This is a genomic window from Oceanobacillus sp. FSL H7-0719, assembly GCF_045040795.1.
GTDB lineage: Bacteria > Bacillota > Bacilli > Bacillales > Amphibacillaceae > Oceanobacillus.
Genome location: NZ_CP150301.1, coordinates 2632543 through 2655936, shown reverse-complemented (window position 1 = coordinate 2655936; position 23394 = coordinate 2632543). Strand labels below are relative to the sequence as shown.

Annotated in this window: 21 protein-coding genes, 1 pseudogene and 1 riboswitch; of the genes and pseudogenes, 12 read left to right on the top strand and 10 right to left on the bottom strand. The window is 39.5% G+C overall.

Going from position 1 to position 23394, the window contains the following annotated elements; genetic code table 11:
- Positions 1 to 58: 58 nt before the first annotated feature.
- The 3 genes from codA to NST93_RS13550 form a co-directional block, all read right to left on the bottom strand.
- Positions 59 to 1330 (bottom strand): cytosine deaminase, encoded by a 1272-nt coding sequence (codA, locus tag NST93_RS13560; protein WP_405097890.1) that lies wholly within the window; start codon positions 1328 to 1330, stop codon positions 59 to 61.
- Positions 1320 to 2579: a cytosine permease gene (gene codB, locus NST93_RS13555; protein WP_405097888.1), complete on the bottom strand. Its 1260-nt coding sequence runs from the start codon at positions 2577 to 2579 to the stop codon at positions 1320 to 1322. The genes codA and codB overlap by 11 nt, the downstream gene beginning before the upstream one ends.
- Positions 2580 to 2924: 345 nt before the next feature.
- Complete coding sequence (locus NST93_RS13550; protein WP_405097886.1) at positions 2925 to 3245, bottom strand: general stress protein; 321 nt, start codon at positions 3243 to 3245, stop codon at positions 2925 to 2927.
- A 166-nt stretch (positions 3246 to 3411) separates the two neighbouring features.
- A riboswitch (PreQ1 riboswitch) is annotated at positions 3412 to 3457 on the top strand.
- Positions 3458 to 3464: 7 nt separating this feature from the next.
- Here NST93_RS13550 and NST93_RS13545 point away from each other — a divergent pair.
- A complete protein-coding gene (locus tag NST93_RS13545; RefSeq protein ID WP_405097884.1) occupies positions 3465 to 3950 on the top strand; it encodes a QueT transporter family protein in 486 nt (161 codons plus the stop codon).
- 47 nt (positions 3951 to 3997) lie between these two features.
- Here the strand turns inward: NST93_RS13545 and NST93_RS13540 are convergent, their stop codons facing one another.
- The 3 genes from NST93_RS13540 to NST93_RS13530 are packed head-to-tail and all read right to left on the bottom strand — an operon-like array spanning position 3998 to position 5853.
- Entirely contained in the window at positions 3998 to 4687 is a 690-nt protein-coding gene (locus tag NST93_RS13540) for an ABC transporter ATP-binding protein (protein WP_405097882.1), read from the bottom strand.
- Positions 4684 to 5064: a GntR family transcriptional regulator gene (locus tag NST93_RS13535; protein WP_405097880.1), complete on the bottom strand. Its 381-nt coding sequence runs from the start codon at positions 5062 to 5064 to the stop codon at positions 4684 to 4686. The genes NST93_RS13540 and NST93_RS13535 overlap by 4 nt, the downstream gene beginning before the upstream one ends.
- A 3-nt stretch (positions 5065 to 5067) precedes the next feature.
- A complete protein-coding gene (locus NST93_RS13530) occupies positions 5068 to 5853 on the bottom strand; it encodes a hypothetical protein (RefSeq protein ID WP_405097878.1) in 786 nt (261 codons plus the stop codon).
- A gap of 159 nt (positions 5854 to 6012) precedes the next feature.
- Here NST93_RS13530 and NST93_RS13525 point away from each other — a divergent pair, with 159 nt between their 5' ends.
- The 4 genes and pseudogenes from NST93_RS13525 to NST93_RS13510 all read left to right on the top strand — a co-directional run bounded on the left by NST93_RS13525 (position 6013) and on the right by NST93_RS13510 (position 8436).
- Positions 6013 to 6210: a DUF2804 family protein gene (locus NST93_RS13525; protein WP_405097876.1), complete on the top strand. Its 198-nt coding sequence runs from the start codon at positions 6013 to 6015 to the stop codon at positions 6208 to 6210.
- Positions 6173 to 7033, top strand: a pseudogene (locus tag NST93_RS13520) (DUF2804 domain-containing protein). Before NST93_RS13525 ends, NST93_RS13520 begins: the two are co-directional and overlap by 38 nt.
- 36 nt (positions 7034 to 7069) lie before the next feature.
- Positions 7070 to 7411 (top strand): zinc ribbon domain-containing protein YjdM, encoded by a 342-nt coding sequence (locus NST93_RS13515; protein ID WP_405097874.1) that lies wholly within the window; start codon positions 7070 to 7072, stop codon positions 7409 to 7411.
- Positions 7412 to 7614: 203 nt separating this feature from the next.
- Positions 7615 to 8436, top strand: a complete 822-nt coding sequence (locus tag NST93_RS13510) for a hypothetical protein (protein WP_405097872.1) — start codon at positions 7615 to 7617, stop codon at positions 8434 to 8436.
- Positions 8437 to 8649: 213 nt separating this feature from the next.
- On the opposite strand, the gene NST93_RS13505 is transcribed toward NST93_RS13510, so the two are convergent.
- The gene (locus NST93_RS13505; protein WP_405097871.1) at positions 8650 to 9051 is read right to left on the bottom strand and encodes a TraX family protein; all 402 of its coding nucleotides are present in this window, start codon (positions 9049 to 9051) and stop codon (positions 8650 to 8652) included.
- A gap of 233 nt (positions 9052 to 9284) precedes the next feature.
- Positions 9285 to 12368 (bottom strand): efflux RND transporter permease subunit, encoded by a 3084-nt coding sequence (locus NST93_RS13500; protein WP_405097870.1) that lies wholly within the window; start codon positions 12366 to 12368, stop codon positions 9285 to 9287.
- 100 nt (positions 12369 to 12468) lie between these two features.
- Between NST93_RS13500 and NST93_RS13495 the strand changes: the two genes are divergently transcribed.
- Positions 12469 to 13302: a TetR/AcrR family transcriptional regulator gene (locus NST93_RS13495; protein ID WP_405097868.1), complete on the top strand. Its 834-nt coding sequence runs from the start codon at positions 12469 to 12471 to the stop codon at positions 13300 to 13302.
- 29 nt (positions 13303 to 13331) lie between these two features.
- Here the strand turns inward: NST93_RS13495 and NST93_RS13490 are convergent, their stop codons facing one another.
- Positions 13332 to 14753 (bottom strand): aspartate ammonia-lyase, encoded by a 1422-nt coding sequence (locus tag NST93_RS13490; RefSeq protein ID WP_405097866.1) that lies wholly within the window; start codon positions 14751 to 14753, stop codon positions 13332 to 13334.
- 277 nt (positions 14754 to 15030) lie between these two features.
- On the opposite strand from NST93_RS13490, the gene mqo reads away from it, so the two are divergent.
- The 5 genes from mqo (at position 15031) to hprK (ending at position 19989) form a co-directional block, all read left to right on the top strand.
- The gene (gene mqo, locus NST93_RS13485; RefSeq protein ID WP_405097864.1) at positions 15031 to 16596 is read left to right on the top strand and encodes a malate dehydrogenase (quinone); all 1566 of its coding nucleotides are present in this window, start codon (positions 15031 to 15033) and stop codon (positions 16594 to 16596) included.
- Positions 16597 to 16709: 113 nt separating this feature from the next.
- Positions 16710 to 16931, top strand: coding sequence for a DUF2829 domain-containing protein (locus NST93_RS13480; protein ID WP_405097862.1), 222 nt, complete (start codon positions 16710 to 16712; stop codon positions 16929 to 16931).
- Positions 16932 to 17271: 340 nt separating this feature from the next.
- Entirely contained in the window at positions 17272 to 18027 is a 756-nt protein-coding gene (locus tag NST93_RS13475) for a 3-oxoacyl-ACP reductase (protein WP_405097860.1), read from the top strand.
- 370 nt (positions 18028 to 18397) lie between these two features.
- On the top strand, positions 18398 to 18910 hold the full coding sequence (locus NST93_RS13470) for a QueT transporter family protein (RefSeq protein ID WP_405097858.1): 513 nt from the start codon (positions 18398 to 18400) through the stop codon (positions 18908 to 18910).
- 161 nt (positions 18911 to 19071) lie between these two features.
- Positions 19072 to 19989 carry an HPr(Ser) kinase/phosphatase gene (gene hprK, locus NST93_RS13465; protein ID WP_405097856.1) on the top strand — a complete coding sequence of 306 codons (918 nt, stop codon included), beginning with the start codon at positions 19072 to 19074 and terminating at the stop codon, positions 19987 to 19989.
- A 470-nt stretch (positions 19990 to 20459) separates the two neighbouring features.
- Here the strand turns inward: hprK and NST93_RS13460 are convergent, their stop codons facing one another.
- On the bottom strand, positions 20460 to 21869 hold the full coding sequence (locus NST93_RS13460) for a LysM peptidoglycan-binding domain-containing protein (protein WP_405097854.1): 1410 nt from the start codon (positions 21867 to 21869) through the stop codon (positions 20460 to 20462).
- Positions 21870 to 22036: 167 nt separating this feature from the next.
- Between NST93_RS13460 and NST93_RS13455 the strand changes: the two genes are divergently transcribed.
- Entirely contained in the window at positions 22037 to 23284 is a 1248-nt protein-coding gene (locus tag NST93_RS13455; protein WP_405097852.1) for an MFS transporter, read from the top strand.
- Positions 23285 to 23394: the final 110 nt, after the last annotated feature.

The following is a 23394-nucleotide window of genomic DNA, read 5'->3' as shown; positions in this document are numbered from 1 at the left end:
TTATTTTTCTTCATCATAACATAAAAAAAGGACAGCAGGGTCTGTCCCTGGTGTCCTATTATCGATTAAAGCTGATTTGTTTTGCGTTATTATCGATATGAATGGAGGCCTCGCTTGGTTTTGTTTCGGCGATTTTTTTGCCGTTTCGGAAAGAGTAGCGGACGGTTGCTTGCTTCCGAATAGCTTCGTACTCATTTTCGGCAGATAGAACAATGAAATTCGCTGGTTTTCCTGCCTCTATTCCATATTGTTCCTGGATATTTAACGTTTTTGCGCTGTTTGCTGTAACGAGATCGATAGAGTTAATGATTTGTTCGTAGCCCATTAATTGCGCGACATGGATACCCATATGTGCGACCTGAAGCATATTGCCGGTGCCAAGCGGATACCATGGGTCAAAAACATCATCATGACCGAAGCATACGTTCAATCCTGCTTCAAGAAGTTCTTTTACACGCGTTAATCCGCGGCGCTTTGGATACGTGTCAAAGCGTCCTTGTAAATGAATATTGACAAGTGGATTAGAAACAAAATTGATATTTGCCTTTTTTAAGACATTGAATAATTTATAGGTATAGGCATCATTATAAGAGCCCATTGCAGTGGTGTGGCTTGCTGTTGTTCTCTCACCCCAGCCGCGGGCAAGTGCCTCAGCTGCGACGACTTCAACAAAGCGTGACTGTTCATCATCAATTTCATCACAATGGATATCTACCATGCGATCATACTTTTCAGCAAGATCGAAGGCGATTTTTAAAGATTCTACACCATATTCTCGCGTGAATTCATAGTGGGGAATGCCGCCAACAACATCTGCCCCCAGTTTCATCGCTTCTTCTAAAAGCTCAGCCCCATTCGGATAGGAAAGGATGCCCTCCTGCGGGAAAGCAACAACCTGCAAGTTAATATATTCCTTCATTTCCTCTTTTACTTCGAGCATTGCCTTTAAAGCTGTTAATTCAGGGTCTGTTACATCAACATGTGTGCGTACATGCTGCACGCCTTGGGCTATTTGCCACTCCAGTATCGTTTTTGTACGCTGTTTTACATCTTCTGCTGTTAATGTTTCTTTTCTTTCAGTCCAGCGCTGAATGCCTTCAAATAATGTGCCGCTTTGATTCCATTGCGGTTCGCCAGCTGTCAATGTCGTATCCAGATGAATATGTGGTTCAATAAATGGCGGAAGGACGAGTGAACCATTTACATCAATTATCTTTTCGTTCTTGGCTAAGTCATTTTCATCTTGGGTGATCTTTTCAAAAACATCATTATTTATAATAAGATGCCATAAACCATTTTTACCTCTTAATGTTGCATTTTTAATTATCACTGCTTACTACAACTCCTTTAACTGGGATTTCATTTGGAAGAACTTTCATTAATACGATATAAACCAGACCTGTTCCAATCAGTGCATTCAGTGGTGTAATTCCTGGCGCAAATTGCGCTAAACCAACTCCGATTGCCCAGCTGAGCAGGGCAATCCAATTCACCCTCTGGAATATCATTGTTTCAAATGGAGCGTAATTTCTTCTTTTGATAAAGAAATAGTCTGCAATCAGAATTGCTCCGATGGAAGGGATTGCTGTCCCGAGCACAGTTAGGAATCCAACAAAATTGGAATACATCCACATGGCAAATAGCGTACCGATTAAGCCGTTGATGATAACGAAAACTTTCTTTGGCAGCTTTGTGATATTGGCAAAGGCAAGCCCAGACGCGTAGAGTGCATTATCATTTGTTGTCCAAATGTTTAGGCCTAACACGATAATCGCGGGAACCATTAGACCTTGCAGAAACATGACTTCGGAAATTTCACTTAGCCCATAAGCTAAAGCGCCAACTGCACCAAAGATGAACATTAAGGAATTTCCCAGCCAAAAGGCAATTACTGTAGCAGATACTGCCTGGCGCGGGCTTTTAGAGAAACGGGTAAAATCTGGTGTTAAAGAACCCGCACTAATAAATGAGCCGATACAAATTGTCAGAGCTGCCGCTACGGAAATGGCTGAAGCTGGTTCCTGGGCAATTAAACTTTGTAAACCTCCGATTGCTTCTGCTGCACTGAAGGTTGAGTAGCCTCCTAAAACTGCAATTGCTGGTACTGCAACATATCCTAAGATGACGAGCGTTTTCATCCCATATAGTGCACTGAGTGTCATGGCAATTCCAAAGCTGAAAATAATGGCATACACATTCCAATCCATCACTTTTGCGACAGGTATTGCGAACATCGCTACCCCAACTCCGAACCAGCCTACTTGAGTAAAGCCAAGTAAGAAGGAGGGCAGGTGAGAGCCTTTCTCACCAAAAGCATATTTTGCTAAAAGATGTGTGGACAATCCTGTTTTCGCTGCGATATAAGCGAGTGAGCCTGTATAAATTCCTAAAATAAAATTTCCAATCAGCACGATGGCGATTAATTGGCTGAAAGTTAAACCAAGACCAAGTTCGCCGCCTGCCAGCATACTTGCCGAAAAGAATGTCATTCCGAGCATGACAGATAAAGTCTTCCAAAAATTATTACGGTTTGCCTCAGGAACAGCTTGCCATGAAAACTCAGCATCAAACTTTTTCATTTGAATTCCTCCAAAATAATAATTTCTGGTACCATTAAGTGTATTTGTCACTACAAGCAAAAAAGAGGCCAATTATCAGTAATGACTGACAATTAGCCTCTATCAACATATGGATATGCGTATTAATAAAAGCTTTGATCGCACTTTTGCACGAAAAAAGGTTCCAATACTCCCCATATATTTATCCGCAGTTCTTGTCAGCCTCTCTGGACTGAATTAAAGATACCAGTTATTTAATTCCAGCTATTATTATAGTATTCTCGTTATTCATTTGTCAATCAAGAAATTTTCTATAAAACAAGAAGGGCAGCTCCCACGTTGTAAACCATGGGACTGCCCTCCATTTTATTTCTTAGCAATAACAACAACACGGCCCTTATCTAATTCTTTTTCATATTGATCCGCCTCTGATTCAGAGAGTCCAAGATTTTGAAAGTGTGAACGAAGCGTATCGCCGGTAGAACGGAAAGTATTTGCTATTTTATCGATAACACCTTCTTCTTCCAGACCAACGTCATTAACATGCAGGTTTTCTTGTAAATGGTCTGTGCGTTCCTTATCATGTGTAATCACATAAATATCGTCCCGTGTATAGCCTTCTGTTGCTAATTGATCGATTTTCTCTTTTGCTTGTACGCCATTTTCAACTACATATACATTTTCCATGAGTTAATTCCTCCTAAATTGTAAAGAATGTAATTCTAATTGGTCTGCTTTATGTTTATCCGTTCTGCTGAAAAATAAACATAGGATAATAGGGAGGATGCTTCCTATCTTGCTTTTCTTCTTCAGTAGTTTCATGTATAATAACAGAGTTTGGGAATTTTCTAGAAAACACGTGGTTCGAGACCATCCCACGATAAAAAAACTAAGGAGAGATATGAAATGAAGGTAAAAACGCTTGTTGTAAATGGGTTAATTGCAGCATTATATATTGCTGTGTCTGCACTTATCGTCCCGTTCGGATTTACGAACATTCAGTTTCGCATTTCTGAAGTATTTAACCACCTTATCGTATTTGATAAACGTTATTTCTTTGGAATTGTAACGGGAGTATTTTTATATAATCTGCTGTTTTCACCATTAGGCTGGTATGATCTAGTATTTGGAGTTGCACATTCTGCAATTTCACTGGCAATTATTATGCTGCTGGCAAGATATATTAAAGATACATGGGTGCTTCTTGTTGCAAATACGCTTGTTTTCACATTTAATATGTTTATTATTGCCTTTGAACTACATTTGGCATTAGAATGGCCATTCCTGCTGACATGGCTGACAACAGCAATCAGTGAGTTTGTCGTAATGGCTATAGGTATTCCAATTATTTACGCATTAAATAAACGATTAAAGTTTAATCAGCTTATGTAATGGGGCAGAGGGGCAGATCCTGCTGCCCCTCTTCTTTTTGTCCAGATTCATTCATACATTTCCGTCATCCAGTCAACAATGCTTGTTTGCTGCTGTTCGCGGAGCTCTTCTACATTATGATGGCCAATAATGCTTCCGCCTTTAATTGCCACAACCTCATCAAGGATATTTTCAACTTCTTTAATTTCATGGGTGGTAATCAGCACAAGCTGTTTTTCCAGGTCGATAAAGGAAATCAGCCCTTTTACAATGGAATTGCGGACCATCGGGTCAAGCCCGGAAAATGGTTCATCCATTAAAATGACAGGCACCTTTCTAGCAAGGGTGAGGACAATTTTTAAACGCCCGCGATTTCCTTTTGACAGATGCTTTAGTTTATCGGCGGGCTTCAGCTTCATAAAGTTCATAATCTCATAAGCCTTTTCGATATCAAAGTCTTTAAACTGGCTTGCCTGGAATTCCATTGCTTGCTTCACATTGAAAAAGCGGTAATATTCATCAAGCTCAGATAAATAAGATACCGTTGAAGCAATCTTACGAGTAACTATTTCTCCATTTACACGGACCTCACCCTTGGTTGGATGATTCAGACCGGCAATGAGCTTTAGTGTTGTTGATTTGCCGCTGCCATTTTCCCCGATGAGACCAATCAGTTTTCCGCGTGTCAGTTCCAGATTCACTTGATCCAAAGCTTTCTTTGTCCCATAACTTTTCGTTACATTTGTAAGTGTAATCATCGGTTCTCTTCTCCCTTCCTATTTACAAATTCCATTAGCCCTTGTTTTATTTCCTCATTTGAATAGCCCATTTCATACATTTGCTGAAAAAATTCATTCATAACTGCTAATTTCATTTCTTCACGAATGGAATCGAGAACAACTCTGTCATCCGTAACAAAGGTACCTTGCCCGCGTCTTGATTCAACAATATGCATCGCTTCCAGCTCCCTGTAGGTTCTTTGCACTGTATTTGGGTTCACATTTACCTCAATTCCTGTATCTCGGACAGAGGGGAGCTTTTCTCCAAGCGTCAGCTCACCTCGAAGGATTTGTTTTTTAATTCTTTCCGCCAGCTGCTGATAAATTGGCTGTGAGGAATGAAATAGTTCTGCCATATGTTACACCTCAACTTTTCTGTCAATCATCCAACAAGCAGCAATGAACATTAAGATTGCTACAATAAATTCCCTTAAAATATGTCCGACATACAGGATGGATGTTTCACTGATTGAACTAGCGTCAAAGTATTCGTATGCTGCTTGAAACTCAAAGCCGACAATAAGATCATTTACCTGTATGCCGCCCCATGTCGTCAGTGTTTCGATAATAGAAAGATCCATGACAAAGTTATATACCCAGGATAAAAGGAAAAAGGTAATCACGGTCAAAATGAAACTGAGAAAATCATTCATTTGCTGACTGAAAGCAAGAAAAATGGACCAGAAAAACAGAAAGGTAATTGCGATATAGATGGCGAAGGAAAATATAGTAAGCAATATTGTACCGCCAATATTAAAAATAGATGCTTGATTAAGCAGGGAAAATGTATTCTGGAACAACTGTGTCAGCAGGAGCAGTGATAATGTTAATGTAATTGCCATATAAACAATGCCCGTAATAATTTTTGAAGAAAGCAAGCCTGCAATCGGCATCGGGTTATGAAGCCATAAATGAAGCTGTTTTCTTTCGTAACTCAGGCTGCGGATAAGATAAAATACGAGATAGAATATATGCAGCGTTACGACAAAGCCGAATGCTGCAACAAGCATTTGGTCGCGAACACCGTACATATCCCCCATAAGATACCCCCCGCCAATAATTCCTGAAAATAAAAACAATGATACAAGAAAAGCGGGCAATCCCAATCGAAACTCTTTCTTAGTCAATGCAAGCCAAGCGTTCATTCTTCATCCTCCTCGTTTGTATTAGTGTACTAGTTAAATAATACACTAATACATGAGTTTATGTCAACAATGTTCTGACAAATAATAGATAAAACAAATGAAAAATGGGACAATCAGGGACAGAACGATAGTCTGCTATCAATAGAAAGGAAGATGTGTATGTCAGCAAATGAACTGACGAAACCGGTTCGTTTAAGCATGAAGAATAGTCTTTTAAACAAAGATGCGATAGGCTGGGCAAGGAAGCCGCTCGTCCATTCCAATATCAGAGGGAACTTTCTTCGTAAGAAAAAATGGAATTATTGGTGTGTGACGAGTCCTGAAGTACTTTTTTTCAGCAACCATTTCACATATTGATTATGCGGCTGTTCTTTTTATATACATACTGGATAGAAAGACATTAAATTTTCATGAAAAGACACTATTGATTCCATTTGGCAAGGGTATTCATATGCCTGAGGGAGTTCAAGATACAATCACCTGCAATCATAAAGAAATGGACATTTATTTTATTGAAAATGCCAACGAAACAACTATGTACGTACATTGCCGAGACTTTACTGGAGCGGGGGAGGAACTGCGCGCAAATATTCTGCTGGAACGGCCGAAAAACTATGAATCATTGAATGTTGTTGTTCCTTGGAGTGAGGCGAGATATCAATACACCTCAAAGCAGCCTGCAATCCCGGCAAAAGGCAATATTAAATGGGGAGACCATGAGTATAAGTTAAGTTCGGAAAAAGCTTATGGCTGTTTATACTTTGGCCGGGGGATATGGAACTACCAATCCACATGGAATTGGGCATCTGGAGCTGGGAAAGCAGCCGACAAACGGATTGGGTTGAATTTTGGCGGTCAATGGACAGACGGGACAGGACAAAATGAGAATGGCATCATCATTAATGATCGGCTCCATAAAATTCATGAGGATATCATTTGGGACTATGATAAACAGAATTTCATGAAGCCATGGAGCTTAACAACAAAGGGATCTGATTGAGTACATCTTACATTTACACCGTTTTTTGAGCGTGTGGCAGAGACGGATGCATGGATTATCAAGTCTAGTGTTCATCAAATGATTGGTCACTTTGATGGTATAGTTATTAGTGATGAAGGTGAAGTGATTAACATAGAGAAAATATTTGGCTGGGCAGAAGACCATATGGCAAAATGGTAGTGTATGCAAGCGATAAAAGAGAAGGAGGAATAGCTAATGAGTAATTTACCAAATTGTCCTGAATGTGATTCAGAGTATACATATGAGGACGGACTGATGTTTGCTTGTCCAATGTGCGGTCATGAATGGTCACAAGACGAATCTGAGGAAGTGATGGAAGCGAAGCCGGCTGTGAAGGATGCAAATGGGAATGTCCTGATGGATGGAGATACAGTAACTTTAGTTAAAGACTTAAAAGTAAAAGGAAGTTCAACACCATTAAAGCAAGGAACCAAGGTGAAAAATATTGCGTTGGTGGATGGCGATCATAATATTGATTGCAAGATTGATGGCTTTGGAGGAATGAAACTAAAGTCAGAGTTTGTTAAAAAGATATAAGTTCCACTTCCTTTTATTCCATGAGGGTATTTCGTATTGTGTCTAAGGTATGTTGTGTATCTACATATATTATGTTTGTATAGAAACTAGCATATTCCTATTCACTCGTCTGGTTTGAAGTTAATAAAGCAATCAGCATGTTTGAATGCCTGGAACATAGGATATAAAAAGGAATAAATACATATTAGGGGTGAGGAAGAAAGATGGATAAAGATGTAAATCAAAGGCCTGCGGGAGATGCGGAAAACACACCCAATGAAGAAGAGAAAGCCACTTCAAATCAAGAGGAAACAATTAATCAGCAAGCATCAACATACCAGCCTGAGATCAACCATCCACAGCAAGAACCCGTCCAGCAGCCCGCAGGAGATAATGCTCAGGTCAGCAATGAAAAAGCTGGATCAGCGGAGAAAAAAATCAATTTTGACTTTGAGAAGAGCCTGAATGAGACGAAAGGTATTGTTAAAGATGCCATTCTCAGACCGCATACGCTTGTGAGCTCAAACCGTTCCATTAGTATTGAAACAAGTGCTATCATTCTCGTTTTACTATCTCTTCTAGTAGGTGTCTTTGCTTACTTTGCATTACGTAATATTATGGAAAATATGTTTGGCGGTTTTGGCAGCTTAATGGGTGGTTCCATTGGAGTGGATTTTCTATTTAAGACAATGCTCGGTTGGATTCTTACATTTGCAATTGGCTATTTCTCACTGTACATCATGCTCTCGTACTTTGGGAACCGCAAAATGGAGCATAAATTATTATTGACAAAGTATGTAATTGTAAACATCCCATTTGTATTCGTATTCTGTCTGGTTCTTGTCTTTTTTGGACTATTAATGATTGATTACTTTATGGTGATGTACCTATTCTCACTGATGCTTTTCGGAATGATTCATATTTATCTCTTCCTTGTAAATGTGAGTAAACCAAAATTTGATTTATTCTGGTTAAGCTCAGCTTATCTGTTCGTATTAATCATAGCAACCTATTTACTTGCAGGGGTTGAAATGCCAGGATTCTAATCGTAAAACAATAAGAAAAGCAGTTGGGATATTACTGCTAGTAAATAGAAAGGGTTCCAAGCAATATAAAATTGTTTGGAACTCTTTTTATGCGAGATGATTACATTGTAAGACACTCTTTATCGCAGCAGACTTTCTTAAGCTTTCCCGCATAACCGCAAAACCAGTATACTTTTTCTTTTCCCCTTATGCAGGACCTTCAAGTAAAAACAGTTAAGACAAGTAAATGCCAACAAAGTATAAGATCAAAATATGTACAGGATAAAAAATATAAAAGAAATACTTCAAACCAATCCCTTTTTTCCCATTGTAAAACCATATTAACGGTAATCCGAACACCATCATCCACTGATACCCCGCAAATTGAATGAGGTATGTTCCAAAGAAATCTGGTATATGCCCCCATCTGGAGAAAGCAACATAGAAAAATATAGAAAATAAGATATAAACAACGCTAATGCCAATCTTAGTATTTCTAGTCATATAGAGAAGCAAGCCAAAAAGCACAAAAGACGGTCCACCTTCTACAAAAAGAATACTGCCAAATATAGAACCGAAAAACTGATAAATAGCGGGACCATCAATAAGAATAGTCCATTCTGATACTTCTGCCAATAATATACTAAGCAAAAAGGCGAGTGTTTGCCATGTAATAAGAATTGCAATATATTGTAAAGCATTAATTATCCTAAAGCCGTATTATAAACTTAACAAAGCGATATATGGAATAAAAAGCGTGTTCCTTCACCAATATTATGGTAAGGAACACGCTTATTTTTGTTTTATATCTTACAGGGTTTTATTGCTAGCTTGAGTGCCCAGGAACTATCAAACTTCCTCAGAATTTATTAATTTTCCTGGATATTCTTACGGTCTTTCTTAAATAGCTTAGACAATAGTTCATACACAAGTGGAACGATAATTAGTGTTAGAACTGTTGAACTCGCAAGACCGCCAATTACGGTGATGCCGAGGTCTCGTGATACGAGTCCGCCTCCACCAGTGATTGCTAGCGGAATTAGAGCTCCCATTGTTGCAATAGCTGTCATTAGGATTGGACGGAGACGTGTACCTCCACCTTCGATGATTGCTTCACGTAATGGCATACCACTGCGCTCCATGCGAATAATTCGGTCGACGAGCACAATCGCATTCGTTACGATAATACCAATCAGCATGAGGAGTCCCATCATTACTGTAACGGAAATCGTTTCGCCTGCCAAATATAGTCCAACGAAGGAACCGATAACTGCGAATGGCAGTGAGAATAGGATTGCAAATGGCGCAACACCTTCGCTAAATGTTACTACTAAGATGAAGTAAACAATTGCGATTGCTGCAAGCATAGCTACTCCCAGCTGTTCAAAGGTTTCATTCATATCAGCTGCAACACCTGCAACGCCAATTTCTACACCTTTTGGCAGTTCGAGATCTTCAATTGCTTCGTCAACCTCAGCGGTTACCTTTGAAATATCCTGGTCCAGAATTGTACCAGAAACTGTTGCATAGTATTGGTTATTGCTTCTAGCTAACGTATTTACTGTTGAATCTTCTTCAACTGTAACTAACTCAGACAACGGTAAAACAGTGCCTGGCTGTGTTGCGATTGGTACAGGAATTTCAAGTAAGTCATCAATTGATGTTGGTGTCGCTTGTTCTTCTTGTTGGACAATTACATCTAGTGTCTCACCATCTTTTTCAATTGTCGTAATTACTTCTGGACTTGAGTTGCTGCTGAGCATGCCAACAATTTGTCCTGCGGTTAATCCATACTGCAGCAATTCCGCTTGGTCAACCTTTAGTACATTTTCTACGTAAGAACCATCTGCAGATGTAGAAACATCATCAAGTCTTTCGTTCTCACTCATAACATCTTCAAGCATAGCTACAGCATCATTTAGATCATTAAGGTTCTCGCTATAGAATGTATAGCTTAACTCATTAGAAGCCATGGCCATGGAAGAGAAGTCTTGGCTGATCCATTCACCTGACTGGTCAATATTTGTTATATAATCTTTGATTTCATCACGTACTTCAGGGAAGTTTTCCATCTCATCATCAAAGATAACAAACATCAATGCGCCACCGCCAGCACCCATCATTGCAGCTTGCGGATCGGATGAATCTGTTACAGATAACTGAACGATTTCTGTGTCTTCACGTGCTAGTAATTTATCTTCTACAACAGCAATGTTTTCTAACGTTTGTTCTTCCAGTTCACCAGGTTCAGGTGAATAAGTCAGATACATTACTTTTTCTTCATCACTGCCTAAGAAGCTGAAGCCGATGAGCGGCATTAAGAATAAGCTTCCAACTAGTAAAGCAATTGCTGTGATTGAAGTGATAACCTTATGGTTTAATGTCCAATTTAATGCCTTCTTATACCAATTTGTGAATTTACCTTGCTCTTTATGTTTAATCTCAGTTTTTTCACTATATAGTTTCTTCTTAAATAAGGTATGTGACAATGCAGGAACAATTGTAATTGCAACAATTAATGAAGCAATTAGCGCAAGTGACATTGTTAATGCGAATGGCATAAATAATTCGCCAACCATTCCACCTATAAAGACCATTGGAGCAAATACTGCAATCGTCACTAATGTGGAAGACAGGATTGGTTTAAACATTTCAATTGTAGCTTCTCGGATTAAAGCTCGTCCGGACAGCTTTTCATCTTTCAAATGCAATCTGCGGTAAATATTTTCAACTACAACAATAGAGTCATCAATTACACGCCCGATAGCAACGGTAACGGCACCCAATGTCATAATGTTCATTGTGATATCCAGCCAGTTTAAAATTAGGAAAGCCATAAAAATTGAAACTGGGATGGAAACAATTGATATGATTGTAGATTTAACATCACGCAAGAACAGCAGGATAATGAGAACCGCAATTAAGCCGCCAAATAAAGCTTTTTCAATCATAGTACTGATAGAATCTTCAATTGGTTCTCCCTGGTCAAGTGATACGTCAACTACTAAACCATCAATTCTCTCTTGTTCTTCTTCAACTAATTCTTTGACTGCATTTACAACATCAACCGTATTAGCTTGTTGGCCTTTAACGATTTGGATGGCAATGGCATCTTCTCCATTTGTACGTGAAACAGATTCAACATTACCTACTGTTTCAATATCTGCAATTTCACTAAGCTGTACAAAAGGAACAGGATTTGTTTCGGAAGGTGTAACAGGGATCATCATTTCTTCAAGCTCTTTTGCAGTCATAAACTTGCCATCTACAGAAACAGCTTGTTCTCCCTCTTCAAATTCAAATAGTCCAAGCGACACGTCCATGTCACTGGCTTGAATAATATCCTTCACGTCTTGCTCTGTAAGTTCCAGTTCTTCTAATCTGGCATGATCATAAGTAAGCTGAACTTCTTCGATATGCTGACCTGTCATTGTTGCAGAGGCAACACCATCGATTTTTTCGATTTTTGGAAGCACTACATCATTTACTGTTGAGGTAAGCTCAACAATATCCTCTGTTTTACTGCTGACACTTAATGCCAATATTGGCATCATGTTCATACTGATAGCTGTGATATTTGGTTCCTGAGCATTCTCTGGCAATGTAACACCATTGATTGCGTCTTCCAGTTCACGTTTTTTCTCTGCCATATCAACGCCATAATCATATTCGATTTGAATATTTGATATGCTGGATGATGAGTTCGAAAAGACATTTTTCACATCTTCTAAATCTTCTACTGCTTTCTCAAGTGGAATGGAAACTTCATCCATCACCTGTTCAGCAGTTGCTCCTGGATATACATCCATTACCATTAAATATGGAATAGAAATATCAGGAATTGACTCTGTCTTCATTTGTGTCCCGGAATAAATACCTGTTGCTGTAATAATAATTGTTAAAATCCATACAGCTAGTTTATTTTTCAGGACAAAGTTAACAATACCTTTCATTGTGCACCTACCCTTTATTGACTTGATTCATACAGTTATATATAATATATGACTGATGGGTCATAAGTCAAATGGAAAAGCGGGAAAGTGAGCGAAATTAATGATAAAAAAACAATTGATTATGGACAAGTCATTAGAACTCTTTGCCAAGCAGGGATTCAAAGCGACCTCCATTCAAGAAATAACCGATTCTTGTGGTATTTCCAAAGGGGCATTCTATCTGTCTTTTAAGTCTAAAGATACGTTATTTATAGCGTTGATTGATCATTTTATGAAAGAAGTCATTTCAGACATTGACCAGCTGGTCAGAGAAAGTGATGAAAAAGAATTACTCTACAATTATTACTATCACAGCTTTAGGAATCTCTCTGAGAAATCCGCTTTTGCCAAAATATTTATAAAAGAGCAGATGCATTTTTTAGATAATGAATTTATTGTAAAAGTACAGGAATATACGGAGTTAATGCATAAATCTATCCTGTTTATGATTGAAAAAACATATGGGGCTAAGGTGAAAGAAATCAAATACGATATGGTTTACAGTATCCAGGGTCTGACCAAATCATATATGGAGCTCATTCTATTTGGCAATATTCAAATGGATCTTGATCTCCTGGCAAAGTCATTGACAGAGAAAACGGATTTACTGGCAAACTATATGAAAACACCTTATATCAAAGAAGACGTATACCAGCTGATGAAGCAGCCGAAAAAAGGAGTTTTTTCAAAAGAAGAAATAACAAAAATTATAGATGAAACACTCTGTACAATGGAGACATCGATTGAAAAAGAATCCTTAATCTTACTGAAGGGTGAACTAGCCGAGCCTTCGATGAGTGAGGCGATGGTTAAAGGCTTGCTTGAGAATATTAAGCATCATCCGAATTGTAAATGGGCAGGTTATTTATTAAGAATGTATTTTAAAATGGGATAGCGGGACAGCGGAGGCTGTCCCAGCTGTCCCTATTTTGTTGCGGCATGTATTTTTTTAGCTCCTGCAATTCCAGGATTTGTCAGATTTTGCAGATCGAGAATATGATCGACCTCTTCCTCTGTCAGAATGCTGGATTGAATGCAGATTTCTCTGATTGGGCGGCCGGTTTCAACTGCAATTCTTGCAACCTCTGTCGCCTTTTCATAGCCAACATATGGATTGATTGCTGTTACTAGCGAAATACTCCGTTCCACCATGTTGCGGCAATGTTCAATATTGGCGGTAATGCCGTTGATTGCGTAATCTCTAAATACGCGGATGCCATTTTCCAAAATCGTAATGGATTGCAGTAAATTGAAGACTAGAACTGGCTTCATGACGTTTAATTCCAGCTGGCCATTCTCCGCAGCCATTCCAATTGTTGTATCATTTCCAGCAACCTGGTAGGCAATTTGGTTTATCACTTCACACATAACTGGATTTACTTTTCCAGGCATAATGGAAGACCCGCTTTGTCGCGCTGGCAGATTAATTTCTTGTAATCCTGCTGTCGGACCTGAACTCATCAGACGAAGATCGTTTGCAATTTTTGATAGATTCATTGCGTTTACCTTCAGCATAGCAGATACCTCTGTATAAACATCCGTATTTTGCGTTGCATCGATTAAGCTCTCACTGCTTCTGAGCTCAAAGCCTGTGAACTCCGTTAATAAATTTACTACCATCTGCGTATACTCTGGCAGTGCGTTTAAACCTGTACCCACAGAAGTGCCGCCAATATTGATGCTGCGCAAGCCTTTAATTGAGCGGCTGATACGTTCTAAATCACGATTTATAACTGAATAATAACCAATGAATTCCTGACCTAAACGAATTGGCACAGCATCTTGTAAATGTGTTCTTCCCATTTTTATTACATTATCGAACTCTGTTGCTTTGCCTTTTAACGATTCCACCAGCTTTGCAAGCTCTTCTACTAAATGGTGCATGCGTTCAATAAGGGCGATATTCGTTGCCGTTGGGAATACATCGTTCGTTGATTGTGCCATGTTCACATGTGAGTTTGGGCTTACAATATTATATTTTCCTTTTTCTTCACCTAATATTTCAAGAGCGCGGTTTGCAATGATTTCATTCGCATTCATGTTAAATGAAGTTCCAGCTCCACCTTGAATTGGGTCCACGATGAAAAATGCATCAAACTGTCCAGCACTAACTTCCTCTGAAGCCTGTATAATTGCTTCAGCTATTTTTTCATCAAGCAGTCCAAGCTCTGCATTTGTCTGTGCAGCTGCTTTCTTTATATATCCAATTGCACGAATTAAAGTTGGGTCCATCTTATAGCCTGTAATTGGAAAATTATCTCTCGCTCTAAGACTTTGGATGCCATAATACACTTCTTGCGGCAATTCCTCTTCACCTAAAAAATCCTTTTCAATACGAATTTCCATTGCTGCATCCCTTTCCATTCTTGTAATTATGTAAATCTAAAAATACATTCACATGCTATTGTACAATTTTCTATCTGCTTTGTCAGCAGGTTCACGCATTAAAATCAAGTCATATATTTGAAGTTTTTTCCTGCTGTTCTCCAGTACTCTCCTTTCATCCATTATTTATTTGTTTCGTCTGATTATATGGAAGGGGCTTATGAATTATGGTAAAATGTATAAGATGAAAGTTTTTTTAATATAGGTGTTTCCATAAGGGGTTTAAGTTGTCTGGAAAATGTGGAAGCACTTTCATTCTAATAAAATATATTTATATAAGGAAGAGGTTTGTATGAGTAACAAAAGGGAAAGTACAGATGTTATTTTGATTGGCGCAGGTATTATGAGTGCAACACTTGGAACACTTTTAAAAGAATTAGTGCCAGATTGGAATATTACTGTGTTTGAAAAGCTTGAGAAAGCTGGGGAAGAAAGTTCTCATGAATTAAATAACGCTGGAACAGGGCATGCAGCGTTATGTGAACTAAATTATACAACGGAAAAACCGGATGGCACAATTGATGATACAAAAGCGAATAATGTAAATGAACAGTTCCAGGTTTCTCTGCAGTTTTGGTCATACCTTGTCCGAAAAGGGTTGCTGACACAACCTGAAAAGTTTATTCAGCCATTACCGCATATTAGTTTAGTAGAAGGCAAGCGAAATGTCGAGTTTCTGAAAAAACGCTATGAAGTTATGAAAAACAATCCATTATTTGAAGACATGGAGTTTACGGATAACCCTGCAGTACTTGCAGAGTGGCTCCCATTAATTATGAATGACCGGGTTTTGGAGGACGAAATTGCGGCTACAAAAATTAATGCCGGAACGGACGTTAACTTCGGTGCCTTAACACGCAAGCTTTTTGAACATCTGGGTGAAGAGGATGTTAATATCCAGTACAATCATCAGGTTGAAGACTTAAAGCGTAAGAAAAAGGGCTGGGAAGTGAAAGTCCGTGATGTCAAAACAGGAAAAGTTAAAAGTCACTTTGCCAAATTTGTCTTTATCGGCGGAGGCGGCGGGAGCTTACACTTACTGCAAAAAACAGGCATTCCTGAGAGCAAGCATGTAGGTGGTTTCCCTGTAAGCGGAATTTTCATGGTATGTAATAATCCGGAAATTGTGGAACAGCATCATGCAAAGGTGTACGGAAAAGCGAAGGTTGGTGCACCGCCAATGTCTGTGCCGCATCTGGACACACGATATATTAATAATGAGAAATCACTGCTATTTGGTCCGTATGCTGGCTTTTCGCCAAAGTTCCTTAAAACAGGGTCAAATATGGACTTAATCAACTCTGTGAAACCAAGCAATGTATTTACTATGCTTGCCGCTGGTGCGAAGGAATTACCATTAACGAAATACCTTGTCACACAAGTGCTGCAATCGAAAGAACAGCGTATGAAAGAGCTGCGCGAGTTTATTCCGAATGCAAAGAGTGAAGACTGGGATTTAATTGTTGCTGGTCAACGAGTTCAAGTAATCAAAGATACTGAACTTGGCGGGAAAGGCACATTGCAGTTTGGTACAGAAGTAATCACTGGTGCAGATGGATCTGTTGCAGCATTGCTTGGTGCTTCACCTGGAGCTTCCACGGCGGTACAGGTTATGCTTGATATCTTAAATCGCTGCTTCCCTGAGAAAATGGATGAATGGGAGCCGAAAATTAAACAAATGGTTCCATCTCATGGTATGAGGTTAAAAGACAATCCAGAAATACTTCAGGATGTTAAAGCAGTGACTGCGGAAACATTAAAATTAAATGTAACAGAAGAGAATAAAGAATTAGCATATCATTAAGTTGCACAGGCACTCGGATTTTTCGGGTGCTTTTTTATATAAATAGTGGCATATTTGAATTCCAAGGTTCTATGCTCTATACTTTTATTATATAGAGGTAAAGGGTGATCATAATGAAATTTGAAGAGATTTTACCGCATTTGCGAAACGGAGAGAAGATTATCCGCTCAGGTTGGCCTGGAGCAGAATTATATGTAAAGCTTGTTGGGGAAAGCGAAGTTGATGGTGAAAAACTAAACCCATATCTTTTAATCAATGTTGAAGGAGAAGGGTATACAATGTTTACACCAACAGTCTGCGATTTGTTGGCAGAAGACTGGGAAATTGTTGAATAAAAAAGGAGAGAGCCTATTTTTGTGTGGCTCTTTTTTTAATAGCTTAAGGAGTCATAAAATTTAGGAGCTGTAAAAAAACAGTATTTCTATATTAGTTACGTTCAGCTCCAGCGCCCAAAAACTATCAAACTTCACACTTCTCCACTACGGTAAAGAAGACTTGACGATTGGCGAAGACAGAGGCCTAGTCGCCCTTATACCCTTGTGGTGAAAGTTAACATCGGTTCGTACCTCACCGTGTTTCCTTTATCTCATTGCGAAGTGCTCCAGTTTGTACGTTTTTAAACGGGCGCTTCCGCTTTTGTTCTAGAAAAAATATAATTATAAAAGGATGATGATGTTGAAGTTCGCAGAATATGAGGGTAAAACGATTTTTATTACAGGTGCTGCTTCTGGAATAGGCTATGCCCAGACGGAAGCTTTTCTTAAGCAAGGTGCTTCTGTGTTTGCAATTGACCGAAATGAAACAGGTCTGCAGGAATTCAAGCAAGCGTACCCCTATTCGTTTGCTTATCGGATTACAGATATAACGGTACAAGAAGAAATTGCTGAAAGCATCAGTTATGCATTAACTGAATTTAGAAAGATTGATATTCTTGTTAACACAGCGGGCATACTTGATGACTACCTGCCAACACTTGATACGACAGAGGAACAGTGGGATGAGGTATTCAATACAAATCTAAAAAGCATTTACTATATTACAAATCTTATTTTGCCGCATATGCTGAAACGGGAAAAGGGTGTCATTATTAATACAGCCTCTATTGCTGGCCTCGTTGCAGGTGGCGGGGGAGCGGCATACACAGCCTCTAAGCATGCAATTATTGGTTATACAAAGCAGCTTGCATATGACTATAGCCGTAAGGGAATCCGTGTGAATGCACTGGCACCTGGTGCAATTCGGACGCCGATGAACGCAGAGGATTTTAAAGGTGACGGAGAAATCGCTGATTGGGTTGCTGAGGAAACCCCGGCAGGACGCTGGGCAGAGCCGGCGGAAGTTGCGAATTTGACCCTGTTTATTGCAAGTGATGCTGCCGATTATATGCATGGCGCTGTTCTTCCGATAGATGGTGGATGGACGATAAAATAATGTTGAGGCTATAGCAGCACATCGCTTGAAACTTTCTGCTGATACTGCGGCAGCTATTTATGTTCCGCGGGTGGCCGGTGTGATTGTTCTAGAGTGTAAAATAAAACACAGATTTGGATCGCCATCAAGTGAGGTTCTCTTCAACCGTGTTGAGCTCAAACGGTCGGAGAGAACCCTTTTTAATATAAGCAATATACAAGATAAAAAATAAAATGTCTCTATTCATTTACACCAATGTCTGTTATACTTCGCAGGTAAGCTTTTTAATAGCTTGCACTATGGCACTTTCTGGGGTCTCACGTCCTCGTCCTTTGGCCATAGTTATTACTAAAATAGCATTTCAGCTATTTTACAAAGGAGAAATTGGTAAATGAATAAAACTTCTGTGTACGATAAATCGTCACTGACCACTGCCAGCAATCTGACGAAGAGCGGGCTTGTTGCATCCCTTTATATCGCAGTTACCCTTATTTTATCGGTAATCAGTTTTGGAGCAATCCAGCTGCGTCTTTCCGAAATGTTTAATTATCTTGTCCTGTTCCATAAACGCTATGTCATTGCTGTCACATTAGGTGTAATAATTGTGAATTTCTTTTCGCCAACATGGGCACTTGATGTACCAATCGGCGGATTAGCAACATTTTTTACTTTAATTCTTACTCGTGCTGTAATTAAGCATGTGAGAGATATGAAAGCGAAGTTTGTTGTAACAGCAGTGATTTTTACAATCTCGATGTTTACAGTTGCAGTGCAATTATATATTCTTTTGGATTTTCCATTTTGGTGGACTTACTTCACTGTTGCGATCGGTGAATTATTGTCGATGACAATCGGCGGATTTATTATATATGCAGTAAGCAAAAAAGTAGATTTAACAAAATAAAGATGGACTGTAAGCCAGACGAAAATAGTCTGGCTTATTCATTTTGTTTATTTCTTTAGCTTCCTTAATAAATGTGCCATAATATTGTATAATTGAAAGCATCGTTGATGAATCGGATTATGTAAGTAGAAATAGTATAAAGCAGATTGGATGAGGTAAATGTGAAAGCGATTAGTGTAGAAAAAATCGTCCAGCAATTTAATTTAGAAGTTCTTGCAGGCGGAGAGAGTTTAAAACGAAAAATTACAATGAACAAAGTACATCGTCCAGGACTTGAGTTTATCGGTTTTTTCGATTTTTCTCCTACAGAAAGGGTACAGGTACTTGGGCAGACTGAAATCACCTATTTAAAGCAGCTTGATGTTGATGAAAGAAAGCTGCGAATCGGCAATATTGTCAACTACCATCCGCCATGTTTTATCGTTACGAGGGACCAGCAGGAGTTAACATACTTAGAACAATATTGCAGTGAGGAAAATATTCCACTTCTCCGTACAAAGGAACATACAAATGACTTTATTGCTAGAGTGGATGCTTACTTAGCGAAATCCTTAGCTAGAGAAATTGCTGTTCCAGGTGTTTGTTTAAATGTTTTTGGAATTGGTATTCTTTTGCGTGGTGAATCAGGCATTGGGAAGAGTGAAACGGCATATACCTTGATTGGACGAGGACATCGTCTTGTGGCAGATGATATTGTCGTGCTTAGAAAATTAAGCCACCGAACAATTCTTGGTACGCATAATGAAATGAATAAAGAATTCCTCGCATTAAGAAGTGTTGGTTTATTAAATATCGTACGTGTATACGGCAGTAAATCTTTCCAGGATGAAACGCGGATTGCACTCGATATTGAATTAACGAAATGGGAAAAAGACGAGCTCAATAATGAATTGGAGCTAAGGACAAAGTATACCAATTATATGGGAGTTGAAATCCCGCATATCAAAATTCAATTACAGCCCGGCCGTGATGTAGCCGGTTTAATTGAAGCAGCAGCAAACAGCTGGTATTTAAAACAACAAGGCTATAGTGCGGCAGAGGACTTTATTAATCGAACAGAAAATTATACGGATAAATAACGGAAGCGAAAGCGCCCGTTCAGCGACGTACAAACTGGAGCACTCTGCAATGAGATAAAGGAAACACAACGAACATAGTGAGTTGATGTTGACTTATCGTAGTGGAAGAGTGGGAAGTTTGCTAGTCGTTGGGCGCTACAGCTGGACGCAACGGAAGCGAAAGCGCCCGTTCAGCGACGTACAAACTAGAGACGAAGCAATGAGATAAAGGAAACACAACGAACATAGTGAGTTGATGTTGACTTTCACCACAAGGGTATAAGGGCGACTAGGCCTCTGTCTCCGCCAGTCGTCAAGTCTTCTTTATCGTAGTGGAAGAGTGGGAAGTTTGCTAGTCGTTGGGCGCTACAGCTGGACGCAACGGAAGCGAAAGCGCCCGTTCAGCGACGTACAAACTGGAGCAATAAGTTTTAATTTGATAAGTAATTCAAAAACAGGGGTGCTGCCATTAGTGGCATACCCCTGTTTTTTTACATTTTTCGGACAGTAAAATTATCCGCAAGCAGTTCCCAATTTTGCGGGAAAGGATATCCTAAGGCCCAGTAACTGATCCCGCCCAATCCATATTCCTTAGCTAAATCGAATTTCGCCTGTGCACTGCGGGCATCCTCAAACCAAACTTCATGTCCTTGGCCAGATTCATCCGTATAGCGGAAGAAGGGTGAAGCGGCTGTTTCATCATACTGAATCTCAACCTGATGCTCGATGGCGCGTTCGACAGCCTCTTGTGGACTAAATGTCTCAGCAACTTGTCCTTGAACATGTGGAATCTTCCAATCACGAGCATAAATCTGAAAACCGAGGGAAATTTTCTCGGGTGGAATAACGGTTAAGGCATATTCCACAACTTCACGCATACGATTAATTGGGGAAATAGCTTGTGGCGGTCCTAAACGGTAGCCCCATTCGTATGTCATAAGAATAACAAAGTCAGCAATTCTCCCGTGGGCTTCGTAATCATGTGCTTCGTATAGCAATCCTTGCTGCGCGCTGCTTGTTTTAGGAGCAACCGCAGTAGATACAAAATAACCTTCAGGATGAAGACGGTCAACGGCTAATTGCAGAAAATGATTATAGCGCTCACGATCTTCTGGAAGCACATTTTCAAAGTCAACATTCAAGCCTTGATAGCCCTTATTCTGCATAATATCAACAATATTATTCAGCAAGGTTTCCATCAGCTCATCACTTGATAGAATGGTATGGGCTAGGCTTGAACCAGCTTCCGTTGATGTGAAATTAGTGATGGACATCATTGGAACGACATTGGCGCTAAGGCTCGCTGCAATCATTTGCTCATCCGGAAAGGGTTCGAGTGTGCCATCAGCCTTCATTATATAGGCAAATGGACTTGCAAATGTCAGTAGATCCCCAACCTCTTGAATAGAGGTCGCACCTGCTTCATCTGCTTGATAAGAATAGGCATTCACATCAATGACAGGCTTATCTCTTGGAATGTATAACATTTGCCCCTGATAAATAAGTGCAACATCAGCTAAATCATTTTCTTGAGCAAGGGCGGAAACGGAAACACCATACCTCGCAGCAATTGCAGAAAGCGTTTCGCCCGCCATTACTTGATGTCTCTGCAATGGGATGAAGAGTCGGACACCAGGACTGAGTATTTCTGGGTTAATCATCGGATTAGCTTGTGTTAATTGACTTAAAGGAATGCCAAAGTCCCTGGCAATACTCCACATGGTCTCTCCCGATTGGACAGTGTGAATCATTCCCCTTAATGGAATAAGCAATGCCAGGCCAATAACGAGCTGATTAGGATCAGGCAATTCATTGACGGCAATTAGTTGTTCTGGACTGACTTGATATTGCTGGGCAATTTCATATAGATTTTCACCACTTTGTACAACATGGATAATCAAAACAACTTCCTCCTATTCATTACTAACTTATTTACTATATGTTAGGCAGAAGTGGAATGTGTTTTCACCTAGAAAGGGTTGTTCAAAAGGTTTGCCTATTTACTTTTAACTGAAAAAGCTCTAAACTATTTAGGGACACGAAGTAATGTTAAAGGGCGGAGAAGAGAGTGGCATTTTTACAGGAATGGGCAGTACAATTCAAAACATATAATCGCAATATTCGATTAGCAATTTTAGCAAACATATTAACGCAAATTGGGCTTGGCGCATTTATGATCGTCTATAACTTTTACATAAGAGAGCTAGGCCTATCGCAAAATGTGAATGGGGAAATCATTGCACTGACATCACTGGCAACCGCATTGATTCTAGTTCCGGCAGGTGTTTTAAGTGACCGGGTTGGACGAAAGAAGGTTATGGCGGTCGGTGTATTTATCGGGGGGATTATTTTAACGGTACGCAGCTTGGTTGAAATGGAGTCATTTCTGCTCAGTGCGGGATTTGCTACAGGAATATCACTGGCGTTCTTTCAAGTTTCAATTATTCCATGGCTTGCTGAGAACTCTGGTCCAAAACAGCGTATTCATCTATTCAGTTTGCATTCAGCAGTTATGATGGCAGCAAATGTAATTGGCAACTTGCTTGGAGGCGGGTTAACGGATTTCTTTTCACTTTTTACAAGTGAGCTGCTGAGCATTCGTTATACATTAGTTGTTGGCAGCCTTTTTTACTTTGCAGCTGTCCTGCCAATTCTTAAAATGAAGGAAAAGGCAAAGCCAAAAAGGGAAGAAAAGATAAAGCCAAATATAAAGGAATTTATCAGGAGAAACAAAATAGGATTTAAAGTTATTGGATTGTTTGCGGTGGCGCAGTTAATTATTGGTACAGGAAGCGGACTTGTTATTCCGTATCTGAATTTATACTTTGCAGACCGCTTTGATGCATCAACTTCAGTAATTGGATTGATAATTGCCTTAGGTCAGGCAGCGACTGCAGTGGCGATGTTTATTGGACCACTGGTGGTAAAGCGAATCGGTGAAGTGCGGGCCGTTGTAACATTGCAGCTGCTTTCACTGCCCTTCTTATTGCTGACAGCATTCACAACAAATATTTTACTTGCTTCCATCGGGTTTTTATTTCGCCAAGCATTAATGAATGCTGGTAATCCAATTCAATCCTCTTTAATGATGTCAAAAGTTGATGATTCCGTTAAGGGACTTGCCAATTCGGTAAACCAAATGGTATTCCAGCTCGGCTGGGCCTTTATGGGACCAATCTCTACGGGCATCGTATTGCAATACGGCTCTTATTGGGGCTATGCAAATGTATTTACTATTACAGCAGGACTTTATCTTGTGGGTTCACTGTATTTCTTTATCGTTTTTCGTTCGATTAAAACAGATGAAACGGAATGAGTTTCTTTTTGGGGGAATGCGACTGGTTCCTGCTGTTTCTTGCTATTATCAATCTCTAATAGTTAGTATAAGAGCCAAATAATTAGAAAAGCCTTCACCGCACGCACGAA